At 64.8% G+C, this 17560-nt stretch carries 14 protein-coding genes; 5 read left to right on the top strand and 9 right to left on the bottom strand.

Annotated features, from left to right (window positions below; all coding sequences use genetic code 11):
- Positions 1-3: 3 nt before the first annotated feature.
- The 4 genes from E9536_RS10780 to tssM are packed head-to-tail and all read left to right on the top strand — an operon-like array spanning position 4 to position 7462.
- Positions 4-1566, top strand: coding sequence for a sigma-54 dependent transcriptional regulator (locus tag E9536_RS10780; RefSeq protein ID WP_060196577.1), 1563 nt, complete (start codon positions 4-6; stop codon positions 1564-1566).
- Entirely contained in the window at positions 1563-2261 is a 699-nt protein-coding gene (gene vasI / locus E9536_RS10775; RefSeq protein WP_136469834.1) for a type VI secretion system-associated protein VasI, read from the top strand. The genes E9536_RS10780 and vasI overlap by 4 nt, the downstream gene beginning before the upstream one ends.
- Positions 2249-3685, top strand: coding sequence for a type VI secretion system protein TssA (gene tssA, locus E9536_RS10770; RefSeq protein WP_136469833.1), 1437 nt, complete (start codon positions 2249-2251; stop codon positions 3683-3685). The genes vasI and tssA overlap by 13 nt, the downstream gene beginning before the upstream one ends.
- A gap of 15 nt (positions 3686-3700) precedes the next feature.
- Entirely contained in the window at positions 3701-7462 is a 3762-nt protein-coding gene (gene tssM / locus E9536_RS10765; RefSeq protein WP_136469832.1) for a type VI secretion system membrane subunit TssM, read from the top strand.
- Here the strand turns inward: tssM and E9536_RS10760 are convergent.
- Both E9536_RS10760 and E9536_RS10755 read right to left on the bottom strand, forming a co-directional pair.
- Complete coding sequence (locus tag E9536_RS10760; protein ID WP_136469831.1) at positions 7459-7845, bottom strand: contractile injection system protein, VgrG/Pvc8 family; 387 nt, start codon at positions 7843-7845, stop codon at positions 7459-7461. The genes tssM and E9536_RS10760 overlap by 4 nt on opposite strands.
- A gap of 91 nt (positions 7846-7936) precedes the next feature.
- Complete coding sequence (locus E9536_RS10755) at positions 7937-8455, bottom strand: Hcp family type VI secretion system effector (protein WP_048021124.1); 519 nt, start codon at positions 8453-8455, stop codon at positions 7937-7939.
- 622 nt (positions 8456-9077) lie between these two features.
- Here E9536_RS10755 and E9536_RS10750 point away from each other — a divergent pair.
- The gene (locus tag E9536_RS10750) at positions 9078-9332 is read left to right on the top strand and encodes a hypothetical protein (protein WP_060068411.1); all 255 of its coding nucleotides are present in this window, start codon (positions 9078-9080) and stop codon (positions 9330-9332) included.
- 95 nt (positions 9333-9427) lie between these two features.
- On the opposite strand, the gene E9536_RS10745 is transcribed toward E9536_RS10750, so the two are convergent.
- The 7 genes from E9536_RS10745 to phaC form a co-directional block, all read right to left on the bottom strand.
- Positions 9428-9907: a dihydrofolate reductase family protein gene (locus E9536_RS10745; RefSeq protein WP_247873432.1), complete on the bottom strand. Its 480-nt coding sequence runs from the start codon at positions 9905-9907 to the stop codon at positions 9428-9430.
- Positions 9908-10126: 219 nt separating this feature from the next.
- Positions 10127-11167: an FAD-dependent oxidoreductase gene (locus tag E9536_RS10740; protein ID WP_168799516.1), complete on the bottom strand. Its 1041-nt coding sequence runs from the start codon at positions 11165-11167 to the stop codon at positions 10127-10129.
- Positions 11168-11376: 209 nt separating this feature from the next.
- On the bottom strand, positions 11377-12207 hold the full coding sequence (locus E9536_RS10735; protein WP_244105356.1) for a lysozyme inhibitor LprI family protein: 831 nt from the start codon (positions 12205-12207) through the stop codon (positions 11377-11379).
- Positions 12208-12634: 427 nt separating this feature from the next.
- A complete protein-coding gene (gene phaR, locus E9536_RS10730) occupies positions 12635-13201 on the bottom strand; it encodes a polyhydroxyalkanoate synthesis repressor PhaR (RefSeq protein WP_006485265.1) in 567 nt (188 codons plus the stop codon).
- Positions 13202-13320: 119 nt separating this feature from the next.
- On the bottom strand, positions 13321-14061 hold the full coding sequence (locus E9536_RS10725; RefSeq protein WP_006491801.1) for a 3-ketoacyl-ACP reductase: 741 nt from the start codon (positions 14059-14061) through the stop codon (positions 13321-13323).
- 134 nt (positions 14062-14195) lie between these two features.
- Entirely contained in the window at positions 14196-15377 is a 1182-nt protein-coding gene (locus tag E9536_RS10720; protein ID WP_027787251.1) for an acetyl-CoA C-acetyltransferase, read from the bottom strand.
- A gap of 99 nt (positions 15378-15476) precedes the next feature.
- A complete protein-coding gene (gene phaC / locus E9536_RS10715; RefSeq protein ID WP_060205955.1) occupies positions 15477-17342 on the bottom strand; it encodes a class I poly(R)-hydroxyalkanoic acid synthase in 1866 nt (621 codons plus the stop codon).
- Positions 17343-17560 lie beyond the last annotated feature (218 nt).

Raw genomic sequence — 17560 nt, 5'->3', positions numbered from 1 at the left:
GGCATGGAGACCGTGAGCGCCGTCCTGTTGGCGCGCGAACTAGCGCAAGCGAGCACCATGGCCGCGCTGGCGGGGGCCTGGCTGCGCGCTGCCTGCGATGGCACCGGTATCGAGCAGGCGCTCTGCTACTGGCATGAGCGCCCCGGCGACAGACTGCTACCGATCGCCCATGCCCATGTGGCAGACGCCGCGGGGCTCACCTCGATATCGTTGGAAGAGTTGGACAACCCGCTGGTGTATTGCCTGACCAGCGCCAAACCTTGCCATGTCGCACGGCTCGGATCGCTGGTCAACGTCGGTGCCGGCTTCGATGCCCTGCGCGAACATCTCACCGCCCGCGCCGCCCTGCTCGCGCTGCCGATTCATAGCCCACAGCACGAGGTGGTGGGCATCTTCGCGTTGATTGGCGCCGATGCGGTCTTGCGTGCCTGGCGGACAAATCCAATCTGGCAAGAACTGGTCACCCTGCATAACGTGCTGATGGCGCGCCTGCTGGCATCGTCAGACATCCACCGCATCGAAGAGCAGCGACGAAGCGAGATCGACCAGGACAGGACACGTGCGGCCCGTCTGCTGGCCGCGGACTTCGTCGGCGTCGGGCCGACGGCCCGTCAACTTCGAGAAGACATGCTGCGGCTGGCCGACTCGTCGCTGTCCTTGCTGATCACCGGGGAGACCGGTTCGGGCAAGGATCATGCAGCCTGGCTGATTCACCAGGCCTCGTCCCGACGGGGCAAGTTTGTACCGGTGAACTGCGCGGCGATTCCGAAAGAGCTGATCGAATCCGAGTTATTCGGCGCGGTGCGTGGCGCCTATACCGGCGCCACCCAGGCGCGCGCGGGGCTGGTAGCGGAAGCCAATGGCGGCACCTTGTTCCTCGACGAAATCGGCGATATGCCACTGGAACTGCAAGGCACGCTGCTGCGCCTGCTGAACGAGAAGACCTTTCGACCGATAGGCGCAACACGCGAGCAGGCATCCGACTTCCGCCTGATCTGCGCCACCCACCGCCCCCTGCCTGAACTCGTGCGCGACGGCGCGTTCCGCGAGGACCTGTATTTCCGCATCCGCCAGCGCGTGTTGCGCATCCCGCCGCTGCGCGAGCGCCCGGAAGACATCCCGGCACTGGTCGCGCACGTGCTGCTGCAACACAACCGCGAATGCCAGGGCAACATCGCCGGCATTTCCGCGAGGGCACTGACACGCCTGCAAGCGCACATCTTTCCCGGCAACGTGCGCGAGCTGCGCAGCTTGGTGCTTGCGGCAGCCGAGCGCACAGCGCCCGGCAAGCACATTCGCGGCGACCTGCTTGCCGACCTGGAAGAAGACCTACCGCTAGCGCCGATCGAACCGCCGTCTCCGACGGCATCGGCACTGCAACAGCTCCTGCACACCGACAACTTGCCGGAAGCCTTGCTGCACTTCGAGCGCCTCGTGGTCGGCGAACGGCTGCGCCGGGTCGAGGGGTCGCGGCGTGAGGCGGCGCTCAGCCTCGGCATACCCAAACGCACGCTGGCACGCAAATGCCTGGAGTGGAATTTGAATGGAGAGGATCGCTCATCATGAAATCGATCAGCCTGGCATTGCTGTTTGCGGCGGCCCTGGCCGGTTGCGACGGAGAACACCCCGCCGTCGCCGCGAACAACGATTGCACCACCATCGTGTTACCGCAGGAACGGCTGGCCTGCTTCGACGCCAAGGCAGGCACCCTGGCACCGCCACCATCGCCACCGGCCGCACTCCAGGCCAAGGCCCCCGCGGCGGCACCAACGCCCGCCACCGCGAAGCGACCGGACATCACAGACCTGGTCCAGGCCAACGAGGCCAAGCGCCGCGCCGACGACACCGGCTTGCTGCTGATGCGCACGCCGGAAAAGCTTCCCGGCCAGGACAAGGTGGTTATCTCGGCGCCGGCGCTGGGAGGCTCGGCACCCGCCCCCACCCTCGCGATCAGTTGCTTGCAAAACATCTCGCGCCTGCAACTGCTGACCGCCGACGCACTGCCCTTCAACCGCGCCAATCTACGGCTGCTGCTAGACGGCCGGCCCGTGTCGGCCAGTCAGCCATGGCAGGTCCTTGATGACGGTACGGTCACCGATGCGGGACGCGGTCTGGTAGCGATCGAGCAGCTCCGTCATCTGACCCAGCCTGCGCAGCGCCTGCGGATCGAGAGCGACCAAGCCCCCTTCGACGGACTGGTCTTCGACGTCTCCCGGCTCCATGAGCAACTGGTCCAACAGCGCGAGGCATGTCACTGGTGAAATTGCTCGCCCCGCTGGACCTCGATACCTTGCTGGCGCCGATCGACCCGCGCCAGCCTGCTGGCGTTTTCGACGAGGAAGACGATGCTTACCAGGGCATCGATCACGAAATGGTCAAGCTCGGCAGCTTGCAAGAGGCGACCATCGATTGGCCCTACGTCGATGAAGCCGCGCAGCATTACCTGTGCAGCCAGTGCAAGCACCTGCGCATCGCCGGGCATCTGCTGACTGCTCGCGCGCGTACACGCAGCTGGCGCGGCTGGGCCGAAGCCACAGGCGTACTCGCCGGCATGGTCGAACGCTACTGGGAAACCAGCTATCCGAAACCGGGCGCCACCGGCTACCTGGCCAAACGACGGTTGGTGGGGCAACTGCTGGAGCGGCTGTCCGACAGCCTGGCCGCGTTGGAAAACACCGGTTACGGCGAAGAGTTCTACAAGGCCGGCCAGGCCGCACTCGATAGCCTGCAACGCAGTGCCGAAAGCGCCCAGCTCGACGTGCCCACCCTCTCGAGGATCGAGGGCCTGCTGCGGCAAAAGGCCGAGGCACTGCGTGCGCCGGAGTTGGCCGATGCCAAACTCGATACCCCCGTGCGGGGAGACGTGCTATCGGACGCCTTCTTCACGCCGGCACTGCCCACGCCCGGCAACGAGCGCGAGGGCCGCAAGTCGCTGCTGGCCGCAGCAGAAATCATCAACCAGCAAGCCCCCTACGATCCCACCGGCTACTTGCTGCGGCGGTTTGCCCTGTGGGCCCACCTTACCAACGCACCGTCGGCACGCAAACACCACCAGACCGAACTGATGGCCGTGCCCGCCGACGTTGCCGAAGGATATGCGGAAGCGCTCATTGCCAACGCTGTCGACCCAGCGCTGTTGCAACGTGTCGAACGCAGCGTCACCACCTCGCCGTACTGGCTGCGCGGCAGCTACCTGGCCGCCGGCATCGCCCGGCGCCTGGAGATGCCGCTGGTAGCCGAGGCCATCCGTCAGGCGACCGAACGCTTCGTCACCCGGCTGCCGGCGCTGGGCAAGCTGGAGTTCGCCGATGGACGTCCATTCGTAGATGGCGAGACCCAGGCGTGGATCAGCGGCGCGCAGGCAAGTGGCTCCACGAGCGCCGCCGGTCATGACTACGCCGCCGTGCGCGACGAACTGCACAGCCTGCTCGAAGCGCAAGGCGTCGAGTCGGTGCTGCGTCGGTTGGAGACGATCCAGCAGGAAGCAACCGACCTGCGGCACCGCTGCCATGTCATGGCGATCGCCGCCGAACTGCTGCAACCGCGCGGCCTCACCTGGCTGGCCGATGGCCTGTTCGTCCGTGCGTACCAGTCTATGCAAAACGCCTCGGCGCCCGAGTGGGAGCCCAACCTTTTCAGCCTCCTCCAACGGCACCAGCCGGACGCCTCCGGGCACAAGGATTAAACAGGGAACATCGTCATGTGGAACATCGTGTCCAAACTGCAACGTTACGGCCAACTTGTCATGCGCTGGGGACGTCAAGGCGCGCCCGTGCTGCAACTGCTGCTACTGGCACTCGTGCTGGTCGCCATTTGGTGGCTCGGACCCAAGTGGAGCTGGGGCGAGCATCGCCCTCTGGCGAGCCTGACCGCCCGGGTGCTGGCAACGGTGGTTCTGCTGGTACTGCCGCTGCTGCTGTGGGCGCTACGCCTGCGTAAGCGCGCCATGCGCCTGGAGGCGGAGCAGCAGCATGTGGAAGAGCAGCAGACCGACCTATGTCTGCGTTACGTCGAGGCGCAGGAGCGCGACCTCGATCGCAGCCTCGCCACCCTGCAAGCCAACCTCAAGGGACGACAGGCGTTGTACCAGTTGCCCTGGTATCTGGTGCTGGGGCAGGAGAACTCCGGCAAGACCAGCTTCGTCAACCGCTCCGGCCAAAGCTTCTCGCTCACCGGCGAAATGAAGGCTGGCAGCCGGCGACTGCAAGAAGACCCGGACAAGCTCTACGCCATTGACTGGTGGATGGGCGACCAAGCCATTCTCATCGACCCGCCGGGCGAGCTGATCAGCCAGCCGCGAATCGCCCAGTTCGATGCGTCCGATAACGCCGAAAACGAAGGAATGCCCACCCCGAGTGCACCCGCGTTGCCCACGCGGCTGGCCCGCCACGGCGTGCTGCCAGAAGATATCCACGCGCGGTTGTGGGACAGCTTCGTCGGCTGGCTCGGCCGCAACCGAAGCCGTCGGCCACTCAACGGCGTGGTGCTGATGGTCAGCCTGGAAACCCTGGCGCACCAGACGCCGAGCGACCGCAAGGCGCTCGCGGCGGTACTGCGCGCGCGGTTGGCCGAACTCAGCCGGCAGCTCGGCACACGGCCGCCGCTGTATGTCGTGCTCAGCAAGTTCGATCTGCTGGAAGGCTTCGAAATACTCTTCGCGCGGCTGCCCAAGTCCGTGCGCGAGGACCTCTTCGGCTTTAGCTTCACCCTGGATGCGATCCAGCGCTACGACGCCTGGCTGGACGAGCTGGGCACGCACTACGACGCCTTCCTCGACCGACTGAACGAACAGGTCTTCGACAGCCTGGCCGATGTGCCCGACGTGGCGCAGCGTGAAGCACTGTACTCGCTCACCCGACAGCTCAGCGGCCTGCGGCCCCTGCTGCTGGGCTTCCTCGCTGACGTGCTGGGCAGCGATCGCTACGTCACCCCGGCGTTGCCGCGCGGCGTGTTCTTCTCCTCGGTCTACCAGCAAGGCGTGCTCAACAACGCTTTCCTCGCCTCCGCGTCGCAGTCCTATGCGTTACGTGGACCGGTAAACTACATGCAGCCCAGCGGGCGCTCCCTGGTCTACTTCGCGCAGCACCTGTTCCAGCGCGTCATCTACCCAGAATCCGGTCTGGCCGGCGACAATCCCAAGGTCATCGCCGAGAAGAAGCACGCGCTGGCCCTGCGCTTCGGCATAGCATCATTGGGCAGCGCGCTCGTGATCGGCGCGTGGTACCACTACTACGCACTGAATCGCGACAAGGCCCTGAGTGTGCTCGAGCGCAGCCGCACATTCAGCACCCACGCCATCGACGGCACACTCGACCCTACCGGCCTCAATCTGCTGCAACCGCTGGACCAGATCGGCAGCGTGGTCGCCGTCTACGGCAACTATCGCGATGCTTGGCCGGTCGTGGCCGACCTCGGCCTGTACCAGGGCCGCACCATCGGCCCCAAGGTCGACCAGGCCTACCTCACCCTGTTATCGCATCGCTTCCTGCCCGCGCTGGCCAGCGGCGTGATGACCGAGCTGGATGGCGCCGGCACCGACAGCGATACCCAACTGGCCGCGCTGCGCGTCTACCGCATGATCGAAGACCGCCCCAACCGCCGCGCGCCCGTGGTCGAAAACTGGATGGCCGCGCACTGGCAAACCGCCTTCCCGGGTGAAGACGGCGTGCAGCGCGCGCTGATGCGCCACCTGGACTACGCCATGAAGTACGCCGACACGCGCCTGCCGCAATACCAGGAGCGCGTAGCTGCCGCGCAGCGCGAGCTGCGCACCATCCCGCTGCCGCAGCGCGTCTACATGACCCTGCGCCGCCAGGCCGGCGCCGCGCTGCGCGCGCCGCTGGATCTGCGCAACGAAATCGGCCCGGCCTACGACATCGTGTACGAACCCGAACGCGCCGCAGAAGGCAAGGACGGCAACCCGCCCGCCAACGGCCGTATCGATGCCCTGCTCACCGCCAAGGGCTACCGCGGCTACTTCGCTCCGCACAGCCAGGACATTACCGAACTGGCCATGATCGACCAGTGGGCGCTGGGCGAGCGACGCAACGTCGACTACTCCGAGGCCGACAAGCACGCGCTGGCCGATCGCATCCGCGCGCTCTACAGCCGCGACTACGTCGACACCTGGCAACGCAACCTCAACCAGATCGCGGTCCGCGACTTTCAGGATATCGGTCAGGCCGTCACCATCCTGGGCAGCGTCACCAGCCCGGCCGCACCGCTGCGGCGCCTGGTCGAAACCGTGCGCGACAACAGCGAACTCGGCAACCCGCCCGCCGCCACGGCCAGCGCTGGCACCGAAGCCTCACAAACCAAGGCCGCCGCGCTGGCCGGCAAGGCGGACAAGCTCACCGAGTCCGAAGCCCCGCCGCTTCCGGTCATCACCATCGCCCGCGCCTTCGCACCGATCAGCCAGTTGCTCGACGCCAAGGGCGAGCGGTCCCCGTATCTCGACGAAACCATGCAGGCCATCGGCGCCGTGCAGGACAAAGTGCGCACCGTGCACGACAGCCCGGACCGCGGCAAGACAGCACTCAACTTGGTACTCGAACAATTCGGTCAGAAGGGCCCCGATCCCATCGCCAACCTGCAGCGCATCGCCGGTGGGCTGCCCGATCCGTTGAATCATCAAGTCGGCAAGCTGGCCGACGAGTCCTCGCGCATCGTCCTCGTCGAAGCCCTGCGCGAGCTGGAAAAACGCTGGGACGCCGACGTGTACCGCTTCTATCGCGAGCGCCTTGCTAACCGCTACCCGTTCAATCCAAGCAGCCGCGAAGAAGCCTCGCTCGACGACTTTACCGCTTTCTTCGGGCCGCAAGGGCACCTGCAACAGTTCCGCGACAAGTACCTCAACCTCTTCATCGAAGACAATCTGGAGGCCCTGTACTCCGAACGCCTCGGTGGCTATTTGGTGCGCAACGACGTGCTCACCCAACTCGAGGCCGCCGACCGAATCCGCGACGCCTTCTTCAATAGCCGCGGGCAACTCGGCGTGCAGTTCTTCGTGGAACCTCTGGGCCTGGCCGCCAACAAGCGCAGCAGTTCCCTCAGCGTCGAAGGTCAACTGATCACCTATAACCACGGCCCCACCACCAGCACCGCCGTCATCTGGCCCAACACCCTGGCGCCCAGCAACGAAAGCCGCATGACTTTGGGCGACGCCGGTGGCAGCAGCGGGCTCATCTACCGCGGCCCGTGGTCGCTCTACCGCCTGCTCAGCCAGGCCCGCCTCACCGGCGCCACAGCGACCAGCGTCGACCTCAGCTTCGCCGCGGCGGACGGCGGCATGCGCTACCGCATCAGCACCGAGAAGGCCAATAACCCCTTCACTCAACCACTGTTCAAGGGCTTCGCGCTGCCGCGCACGCTGCTGCAGGACGAGCGGCGTGCCGATGCGTCGACTGGCGGACAGGGCAAGGTACTGGTAAAGCCAAGCGCGCGTCAGAACGGAGACGGTTAAATAGAACGTACTGCGTTTACAGGATCCACAATCAGCTCGGGCTTGGCCCCGCGCGGGGCTTTTCTGGGTGTGCCATACACTAGGTCATCAACTTGCTCTGCAATGTCCACGGTGGAATAGCGAGTGCGTCGAAAGCCCGTATCGCCTTGCACAAAACTCGACACCGCGCCGTGCACGTAGCGCACGGGAGAGCCGCTCTGCCAAATCGTGAGCAGGCCGTTACGATCGAGCACCTCGCCAAAGTCGATGGCGGGATTCGCGCTGGCCAATTCAACCTGCAAGAGAAAGGTCTCGGACAGGCCCTCGTGCAGAGTGAACTCGACGACCTCGAACGATTCGTCGCCGATAGTGAAAGTAAAGTTCAAGTCGGTTCGATCAACCATGAGCGCCCCTTGCCGGCCCGTTACCGGGCCGGCGATCTACATGCTGAGTTGAGCGACCGGCTCAAGCGCCGGTCACACGGGTGACCCGACCTCAGGCTTCCTGGGGCTTGCGCCAGTCGTCCGATGCTTCGGTGCCGGCGATGGCGTGCGTCCAGGTGATCTTGCGGTAGGCCATGGCGACCTTCACCAGCTGGGTGTACTCAGCCTTGGTTGCATCCTGCGCATGCGGCAGCACGGTGTTGATGTTGACGATGGTGGCGTCTTCGAGCTTGGTGGTGAAGAAGTGCTCCTGCTTGCCCTCGGTCGACGTGCGATACCACTTCACTTCCACTTCGGGGAGCATTTCACCGGAGGCCAAGGCTTGGTACAGCAGCGGCGTGGCCTTGTTGAGCGGCGAGGTGAAGGTGAACGGCTTGTGCACACGCTGGCCCGACGGCTGGCCGCTCTGCGGGTCGGTTGGCGTGGCGATCAGGTGTTCGACTTCCTGGACCAGGATCTGGTCCTCGTGACCTTCCTGATAGACGTTGCCGACGGAGTCGGCCGTGAAGGCGCCTTGCGTGATGTTGCCCTGGGTCTTGCCCTGGATGCTGATATAAGCGGGAGTCGGCACGGATGCAGTCCTTGTTGTTGGAATCGACACGGCCGTCTGACCGTGTTGCCATCGGGAGATGACTGCCTACGTAACGCAATGCCCGTGCCAATTTTCTCAAATCGGCATTTAATCCTTTAAATTCAGCGTATTAACTGGATGCGAGACGCTTCGGACGGACGACGAGGAACGCGAAGCCCCGAAAATTGATTTTTTGACTGGCATTTCGGGCCATTCGTGGCCCGAAAAATCGCAAATCATTGAAAAGGAATAGGAATAATCGGGCCATTTTGGGCTCGATCGGGCCACGGATGGCCCGATCATGAGCGCAACCGTCCGCCGGGCGTTTGCACAGATCCTTCACCGGCTCGTTCCGGCTCTCGGCCATCTCGCGCAAGATCCGGATGACTTGTTCGTTGGTAAATCGCCTCTTCATCGAGTTCCCCTCGCCTCTGGGAGAAAAGAGAATTCACTTGCCACGTGGCAACAATCAGCGACGCACGTAGCCCAGCCAGCGACGTCCGCAAGCGCACCCTCGCACTCCATCGATGCCACCTACCGCACAAAAATCGCCCCGGGCGCAGCCGGCCGCTATGCGAAAATCCAGGCGTCCATCCTTTTCAATCGACCCACCGGGGTTCGCATGACCACCCACATCACGATCGAATTCACCGAGCACGCAGCCGAAGCCATCGGCGAGCAGACCAGCACCAGCTTTTCGTACGACCAGGGCGCGCACGTACCGCAACCGGGCGACTTCGTCGAACTCGAGAATTCGCGCCAGACGTTTCTCGTGATTGGCCGCGTGTTTTCGCTCAAGGCCAACTACAGCGCCGTCAAGCTGGTGCTCGACCTTCCTCCGTCGGATGGCGAGCCGGATTTCGACCCGGCGCACTGACGGACCACGAGAGACGCGTTACACGCATTACACCAGCCTGAACCGACGACCACGCAGCGCCTGCCTCGGCGCTGCGTTCAGCATCGCCACCCGCATCAATCCTGCCTGACAGGTACATACCGGGCCTGCATCAACCCGCTCGGCAACCGTTTCGTATCGTCGAGCTGCAGCAGCGTCTGCGGCAGGTCACTGCCGAACAGCGGAATCCCCTTCCCGAGTACGATCGGCACCCAGCTGAGCGTGATGCTGTCGACGACCCCGGCCGCGATACCTTCCCGCGCCGTCATGCCGCCGTCTAGGTAGACGTGACGATGGCCTTGCTCCGCCAGCCTGCCAAGCAGTGTCGTGAGCGCACCGTCGAACGGTTCTTCGCCGTGGCGCGAAGCCAGTTCCCGACGGGTCATGACCACCATCCGCTTGCCGGCATAGGGCCATGGGTCAAACGCAATCACCGTGTCGTACGTGTTGCGCCCCATCACGATCACGTCGATGTCGTTCATCAGCGACGTATAGCCGGTTTCATCCGGCGAGTCCGACGAAAACGCCTCCAGCCACGACAGATCGCCGTTTTTCACCCGCGATGAATCCATCGAGACTGAGGGCGAGAAACACGCTGACCCGAGGGCGCGTACAGACATCCTTTCGAAAATGAAAGGATGCCGAGTATATCCATGATCGACGTGCGCTGCCGATACGGTGGCAGGACGTCTTCGTTTGCGGCTACGGCGTTCGCTCGCATGCGGCAGGCATCGCCCGTCGTCCGATCGATCGCAGCCCGGCGCTCGAGCATCGAATTACGCACCCACGATCGCGTTCGCGGCCAATCGGCCAAGCTGAGGAGCCAGAATCACGCCAGGATGGCCAACAACGGCATAGACGCCTGCAACATCCGGCAAGAACCCGTTGATCGGCGCACCGTCGTTCGTCATCGGCCGAAGCGCCGATTTCGCGGAGAGGGGCGTGAGGGTCGGCGGATCGGCAAACAATGCCGAAATGTCCGACGCCGTACGTGCAGCAAGCGCGGCAAGACCGTCGCCCCCCTCTTCCGGAGGATCCGCAGCCGACAGCAGGCTACCCGACGGGCCGACGCGCACTTCGAGGTCCTGCCCGTAGAGCAAGTGGCTGATGAGCCCCGGCTCGGCCGCGAAGCGCATCAAGACGGCCGGCTCCTCGCGAACGGGCAATGACATGCCCAGGCCTGCGGCGATGGCAACCGCGGAGGCAGCGTTCGCCAGGACGACGACCTCCGCCGGCACGTGCCCGTGCGCGGTATTTACACCGACAGCGCGCCCATTGTGCGTTTCGACCGCTTCAACTGCGCAACCGCACCGGATCCGCGCACCGGCGGTTTGTGCGCCGGCCAGCAACCGATGCGTCAAGTCGATCGGCTCGACCACGAAATCGTCCGGTGCCCATGCGATCAACTCGGGAAGTCGCGCAAGACGCGGCTCCATCCGGGCCACGTCTCGACGTCCCAGCGCCTCCATTTGCACGCCCGCCGCGCGCTGCTCGTCGATCAATGCGGCGGTCTGCGCATCCGTGTCCAGCCAGACAAGCGCCCCGCGCGTCGTCACCGGCAACGGGCCCAGTTCACGCGCCAGCCGGGCGAACTCCGGGAGCGCGCCGAGCGTGCGGGAAAATCCGGACGGGTTTTCAGAAGGAAGCGCGCTACCGGTGCCCACCCAGCCGAACGACCAGTGAGTTGCGCCGCCCGCGGCCGCCGGCTGCTTTTCCAGCAGCGTCACCTGCGCGCCCGATCGCGCAAGATGCCACGCGATGGACGCGCCGACGATGCCTCCGCCGACCACGACGACGCGCAGATGGTTGATTCCCATGAGTGACATTCGGAAGTCGCGGGGTTCCGACTATACCGTTCGCCGCTCTTCGCCGCTGTGCGGTTGCCTGCCGCCCATCATCGCGAATCGCGTCGTCCTCTCGCGCCCGGCAAACAAACAATCGATCGATATCCGCGGCACTTGAGGCGGGCGGACGATACAGAAAAGCCCGCCGAGGCGGGCCTTACTCAAACACCGGGCTCGACACTTCATCGCATGTCCGGAAACGCCGCCGCCTTCAAGCATCGGTCGAACCACACCACATCGTCGCCATCGCCGATCGGCCACATTTCCGCATCGAGTTGCGGCAGCCCGGCTACGGGGGCTGACGCGTGGTTATCGCCACCGGACGCCCCTGCGCGTATCCAAGCCGATTGCGCTCCACCGTTGTCGCACGCATTCTCATGGGCCTGTGTTTCGCAAAATGCCACGGGTCGAACCTTCCCGCCGTCTGCCGCGCTCACCGACCGGTACTGATAAACCGCACCGGTCGCCCAGTCCTCGCTCTGGCTGCAGACCCGTGCACGATGCTGCACATGGACAGCACCGAAACACGCATAGGAAACGTGCGCGCCACTTGCATCGTCGGGAATGAAATCGCAGTTTGCATCGAAACCGGTGAGCGGGCCGCCCGTGTAATTCGCGAGCCACTTGCGCTCGGCCAGCGCACGCGCGATCAACCCTTTGTCCGATCGATCGGCCAGCACGGCGGTGCGCCGATCGATGGCCTTGCGCACTTCGTCGACGGCCAGCGGACGGCCTTCGTAATCGGCGTCGAGACGGTTGTTGCGTGCGTCGATCCAGCGGCGCTGGCCGCGCACCAGCATGTCGCGAATCGTCGCGTCCGGCGCGGCCTTCAGTGCGCCCGAGTACGCCGAGTTCATGCGCGCGTCGGCCGCGCGCAGCACGGAGTTCGTACAGATGCGCTTCTCGATCGGCTGCACCGCTTTCGCGCAATCCATCGCAAAGGCCGGTAGTGCCATGCCGGCGCTCATCATGAACATCGAAGCAAGACCCGCCAGCCTGCCGGCCGATGCCATTCGAATCCCTCGCATGCTCTCTCTCAGTCGGTTTTTCTTGGTCGCACCGCATCGGTGGGGCATCGCCCGTCACAGCCTGTCATGCGCGCGCGCCGGTATCGCATGTCACCAAAGGCAGCCTCCATGCTTCACCTTGCAGCGCCGCTCATGGTACGCGCGCCTGCACGGACGCACACCGTCCGGCGCGGCGCGCCCCGGCGTTCCTTCACAGGTGACTGGATCTCGATCGACTGGACGACGGTCATGCACGCCCGAACCCGGCGCGCATTCGGTACCGACGGTCATGAACGACCGTCGGCGAAATGATCCTGCTGGCGGCGGCCGCACATCGTCGCGCCCGAATGCACGATCGGCCGGCCCGCACCGCTTTGCTTCGCGGCACCGACGCCCGACAGTTTGCCCGCCGCGGTCGGCCTGCCGCGAATCGCTACTTCTTCTCCGGCTCCGACGCGCCCGGCTGCTTGAACGGGAACGTGCTGAACATCGACTTCGCCTGGTTCTGCATCTGCTCCTGCATCTGCACGAACATGTTCTTCGACTGCTCGATGTAGCTGGTCATCATCCCTTGCATCATCGGCGCCTGCATGTTCATGAACTGCGACCAGACTTCCGGATTCATCGCATTGCCTTCGTACAGGTTCTTCGACTGATCCGCGAGCTTGTTCTGGATGTCGATGAACGCCTGGATGTTCTTTTCCAGGTACGTCCCCATCATGCCCTGCATCGCATGCCCGTAGAAACGGATGATCTGCGACAGCATCGACGACGAGAACATCGGCACGCCACCGCTTTCCTCTTCGAGGATGATCTGCAGCAGGATGCTGCGCGTCAGGTCTTCGTTGGATTTCGCGTCGACGACCTTGAAGTCCTCCTGCTCCAGCACGAGTTGCTTCACGTCGGTCAGCGTAATGTACGTGCTTGTCTCTGTATCGTAGAGCCGACGGTTCGGGTACTTCTTGATGAGCCGTTCGGCCGTCTTCTTTGTAGTAGTCATGTAACGCCTTTGAGTGCAGCGTAGCGGAAGTGACGAATCCCCGCCGCCCGAATCCGGGAGGCGGGGGCCTTCGGAATACGCCCGGCTGCGCGGCCACCCGGCCCGCGCAGCGCGGACGCTCAGCCCATGTGCAGGCCGCCGTTCAGCGAGAAGTCGGCGCCGGTCGCGAAACCGGAATCGTTCGACGCGAGCCACGCGACGATCGAACCGATTTCCTCCGGCCCGCCGAGACGCCGCACCGGGATCGTCGCGACGATCTTCTCGAGCACGTCCGGGCGGATCGCCTTCACCATGTCGGTGCCGATGTAGCCCGGCGACACGGTGTTGACCGTCACGCCCTTCGTCGCGACTTCCTGTGCGAGCGACATCGTGAAGCCGTGGATACCGGCCTTCGCAGTCGAATAGTTGGTCTGGCCGAATTGCCCTTTCTGGCCGTTCACCGACGAAATGTTGATGATCCGGCCCCAGCCGCGTTCGACCATCCCGTCGATCACCTGCTTCGTCACGTTGAACAGGCTCGTCAGGTTGGTGTCGATCACGGCGGTCCAGTCTTCGTGCGTCATCTTGCGGAACACGACGTCGCGCGTGATACCCGCGTTGTTGACGAGCACGTCGATCTCGCCGACTTCAGCCTTGACCTTGTCGAACGCTTCCTTGGTCGAGTCCCAGTCGCCGACGTTGCCTTCCGACGCGATGAAATCGTACCCGAGCGCCTTCTGGTCCTCGAGCCATTTCACCCGGCGCGGCGAGTTCGGGCCACATCCTGCGACCACCTTGAAGCCGTCTTTCGACAGGCGCTGGCAGATGCTGGTGCCGATGCCGCCCATCCCGCCCGTTACGTACGCAATTCGCTGAGACATAAATCTCACTCCATTTTTTGGTTTCGAGAGCTGCCGGAGCCCCCTCTGACTTCACGTGACGCCGGCCGAAGCCGCAATCGGCCGGCGCACGGATTCGGTTCGCCGGTGGCGAACGGCCGGTTACGGACGACCGGTTACGGACGCTCGACCGCGAGCGCGACGCCCATCCCGCCGCCGATGCACAGCGACGCCAGCCCGCGCTTCGCGTCGCGCTTGGCCATCTCGTGCAGCAGCGTCACCAGGATCCGGCAGCCCGACGCACCGATCGGGTGACCGATCGCGATCGCCCCGCCGTTCACGTTCACCTTCGACGTGTCCCAGCCCATCTGCTTGTGCACCGCCAGCGCCTGCGCCGCGAACGCCTCGTTGATCTCCATCAGGTCCAGGTCGCCCGGCGTCCAGCCCGCGCGCTCCAGGCACCGGCGCGATGCCGGCACCGGGCCCATCCCCATCACGCTCGGATCGACGCCCGCGTTCGCGTATGCCTTGATCTTCGCCAGCGGCGTCAGACCCAGCGCCGCCGCCTTCTGCGCCGACATCACCAGCACCGCCGCCGCGCCGTCGTTCAGCCCCGACGCGTTCGCCGCCGTCACCGAGCCGTCCTTCGAGAACGCCGGCTTCAGCCCGGCCAGCGATTCCGCCGTCACGCCGTGACGCACGAATTCGTCCGTCGCGAACTGCAGCGGCTCGCCCTTGCGTTGCGGGATCGACACCGGCACGATCTCGTCGTCGAAGCGGCCCGCCTTCTGCGCGGCTTCCGCCTTGTTCTGCGACAGCGCCGCGAACGCATCCTGCTCCTCGCGCGTGATCCCGTATTCCTTCGCGACGTTCTCCGCCGTGATGCCCATGTGGTACTGGTTGTACACGTCCCACAGGCCGTCGACGATCATCGTGTCGACCAGCTTCGCATCGCCCATCCGGAAGCCGTCACGCGAGCCAGGCAGCACGTGCGGCGACGCGCTCATGTTCTCCTGGCCGCCCGCGATCACGATGTCCGCGTCGCCCGCGACGATCGCGTTTGCTGCCAGCATCACGGCCTTCAGGCCCGAGCCGCACACCTTGTTGATCGTCATCCCCGGCACGGCCGTCGGCAGCCCGGCCTTGATCAGCGACTGCCGCGCCGGGTTCTGGCCCGAGCCGGCCGTCAGCACCTGGCCCATGATCACTTCGCTCACCTGCTCGGGCTTCACGCCCGCGCGCTCCAGCACTGCGCGGATCACCGTCGCACCCAGTTCGGGTGCTGCAATCTTCGCAAGCGAACCGCCGAATTTGCCGACCGCGGTCCGCGCGGCCGATACGATCACTACGTCCGTCATTTCCCTTTCCTCCAGGCCCGCACGACACGGCGCATCGCTACCGGCCCTGTTAAAAAAACTGCGGTGCATCGGACAGCGTGCGCCGCTGTCCGTCTTTCGTCAATCGCGCTGCAATACGTACCGGCCCGGCGCCGGCTCGATCACCGGGAACTGTGCGGAACCGGGCTGGGCGGGCGGCGCCACCTTGCGGCCGCCGTACTGGTCGAGCCACTCGACCCAGGTCGTCCACCAGCTTCCCGGGTGCTCGGTCGCACCGGCAAACCAGTCGTCCGCCGATTCGGGCAGGTCGCTGTCGTTGATCCAGTAGCTGCGCTTCTTCTTCGCCGGCGGATTGATCACGCCCGCGATGTGCCCCGACGCGCCGAGCACGAACTTCAACGGGCCCGACAGGATCGACGTCGATGCATAGGCCGTCTGCCACGGCACGATGTGATCCTCGCGCGAGCCGTAGATGAAGGTCGGCACGTCGATCAGCGTCAGGTCGACCGATTCGCCGCACACGGTCAACGCGCCCGGCTCGCGCAGCTTGTTCTCGAGATAGGTATTGCGCAGGTACCACGCGTACATCGGGCCCGGCAGGCTCGTCGAATCGCCGTTCCAGTACAGCAGGTCGAACGGCGCCGGCGTGCGGCCCTTCAGGTAGTTGTCGACGACGTAGTTCCACACGAGGTCGTTCGGCCGCAGGAACGAGAACGTGTTCGCGAACTCGACGCCGCGCATCAGCCCCGGCTGCGTGCCGTTCTTGCCGCCGATGGTCTGCTCGCGCATCTGCACGTGCGCCTCGTCGACGAACACGTCGAGGATGCCGGTGTCGCTGAAGTCGAGCATCGCGGTGAGCAGCGTCATCGACGCGACCGGATGTTCGCCGCGCGCGGCGAGCACCGCGAGCGCGGTCGCGAGCATCGTGCCGCCGACGCAGAACCCGAGCGTGTTGATCTGCTCGCGGCCGCTCACCTGCTGCACGGCGTCGATCGCCGCGAGCAGCCCTTCGTTCATGTAGTCGTCCCACGTCTTGTGCGCGACCGATGCGTCCGCGTTGCGCCACGACACGAGGAACACCTGATGGCCGTTCGACAGCGCATGCGCGACGAGCGAATTCTCGGGCTGCAGGTCGAGGATGTAGAACTTGTTGATGCACGGCGGGACGATCAGGAGCGGCCGCTCGAACACCTTGTCCGTCTTCGGCGTGTACTGGATCAGCTGGATCAGGTCGTTCTCGTAGACGACCGCACCTTCAGTACACCCGAGGTTCTTGCCGACCACGAACTGCGATTCGTCGGTCTGCGAAATCTTGCCGCGCTGCAGGTCGCCGAGCAGGTTCATCATCCCCTGCCGCAGGCTTTCGCCCTGCGTCTCGAGAATCGATTTCTGTGCGTCGGGATTGAGTGCGAGGAAGTTGCTCGGCGCGGCGGCGGCCGTCCACTGCTGGACCGTGAAACGAATGCGCTCGCGCGTCTTCGGATCGGTCTGAAGCGCGTCGGCCAGTTCCTGCAGGTAGCGCGCGTTGAGCAGATACCAGGCCGCCGCGAACGCATGCGCCGGCGACGCCTTCCATGCATCGCCGCTGAAGCGGCGGTCCTTCAGTTCGGGCGACTCGAGCTTCGCGGCGGCGGCCTGCTGCATCAGCGCCATGCAATCGCGCGCGTAGTCGGCCTGCAACGCCTGAAGCCGCTCGGGGGGAATCGCGGCGGCCGGCAGCTTCAGCCCGGCGAACGGTGACGCCATCGCGCCGAAATCGGGCATCGACGGCACCTGGAACGGAAACGATGTCGGAAACTGGAATGTCGCGAACGGATTCGCGGTGGCCGACGCAGTCGCGGCACGTGCCGGATCCGCAAAACCGCGCCACGCGTTCAACCACGACTCGAACATCTGCTGCATCGGCTGGGCGGCCGGATCGAAACCAATGCTGCCCGTGGAAGTGCCCGCCTGAGCGGACGTCGACGATTTTTTCGATGCTGTCATTACCTGCCTTACCGGTGATTCGTGAGCGTCTGTCGTGAAATCCTGCTCGCGCGCGGCATGCCGGCTGCGAGCCGGGCCGTCATGCTCTGGAGAGGCGTCTCCAGATTCTGCCGCAGTGCGGTATTTTTATCATTATCGTTTTCCCCATGTGAAGCGCCATATCAAACCGCTGAACAATTCCGCACGGAGATAATCCTCGCGCAACAGGCGGGACAAGG

The sequence above is a fragment of the Burkholderia sp. LS-044 genome (assembly GCF_004803625.1).
Taxonomy (GTDB): domain Bacteria; phylum Pseudomonadota; class Gammaproteobacteria; order Burkholderiales; family Burkholderiaceae; genus Burkholderia; species Burkholderia cepacia.
Note: the sequence above shows the minus strand (reverse complement) of the source record. Positions and strands in the feature narration are given on the sequence as shown.

Bases quoted from the DNA above. Each gene is read 5' to 3' on its own strand.
- tssM (WP_136469832.1), top strand. From the start codon at position 3,701: ATGTGGAACATCGTGTCCAAACTGCAACGTTACGGCCAACTTGTCATG.
- E9536_RS10750 (WP_060068411.1), top strand. From the start codon at position 9,078: ATGACCACCCACATCACGATCGAATTCACCGAGCACGCAGCCGAAGCC.
- E9536_RS10760 (WP_136469831.1), bottom strand. From the start codon at position 7,845: ATGGTTGATCGAACCGACTTGAACTTTACTTTCACTATCGGCGACGAA.
- E9536_RS10725 (WP_006491801.1), bottom strand. From the start codon at position 14,061: ATGTCTCAGCGAATTGCGTACGTAACGGGCGGGATGGGCGGCATCGGC.
- E9536_RS10735 (WP_244105356.1), bottom strand. From the start codon at position 12,207: ATGGCATCGGCCGGCAGGCTGGCGGGTCTTGCTTCGATGTTCATGATG.
- E9536_RS10780 (WP_060196577.1), top strand. From the start codon at position 4: ATGGAGACCGTGAGCGCCGTCCTGTTGGCGCGCGAACTAGCGCAAGCG.
- phaC (WP_060205955.1), bottom strand. From the start codon at position 17,342: ATGACAGCATCGAAAAAATCGTCGACGTCCGCTCAGGCGGGCACTTCC.
- tssA (WP_136469833.1), top strand. From the start codon at position 2,249: ATGTCACTGGTGAAATTGCTCGCCCCGCTGGACCTCGATACCTTGCTG.
- E9536_RS10740 (WP_168799516.1), bottom strand. From the start codon at position 11,167: ATGGGAATCAACCATCTGCGCGTCGTCGTGGTCGGCGGAGGCATCGTC.
- E9536_RS10720 (WP_027787251.1), bottom strand. From the start codon at position 15,377: ATGACGGACGTAGTGATCGTATCGGCCGCGCGGACCGCGGTCGGCAAA.
- phaR (WP_006485265.1), bottom strand. From the start codon at position 13,201: ATGACTACTACAAAGAAGACGGCCGAACGGCTCATCAAGAAGTACCCG.
- vasI (WP_136469834.1), top strand. From the start codon at position 1,563: ATGAAATCGATCAGCCTGGCATTGCTGTTTGCGGCGGCCCTGGCCGGT.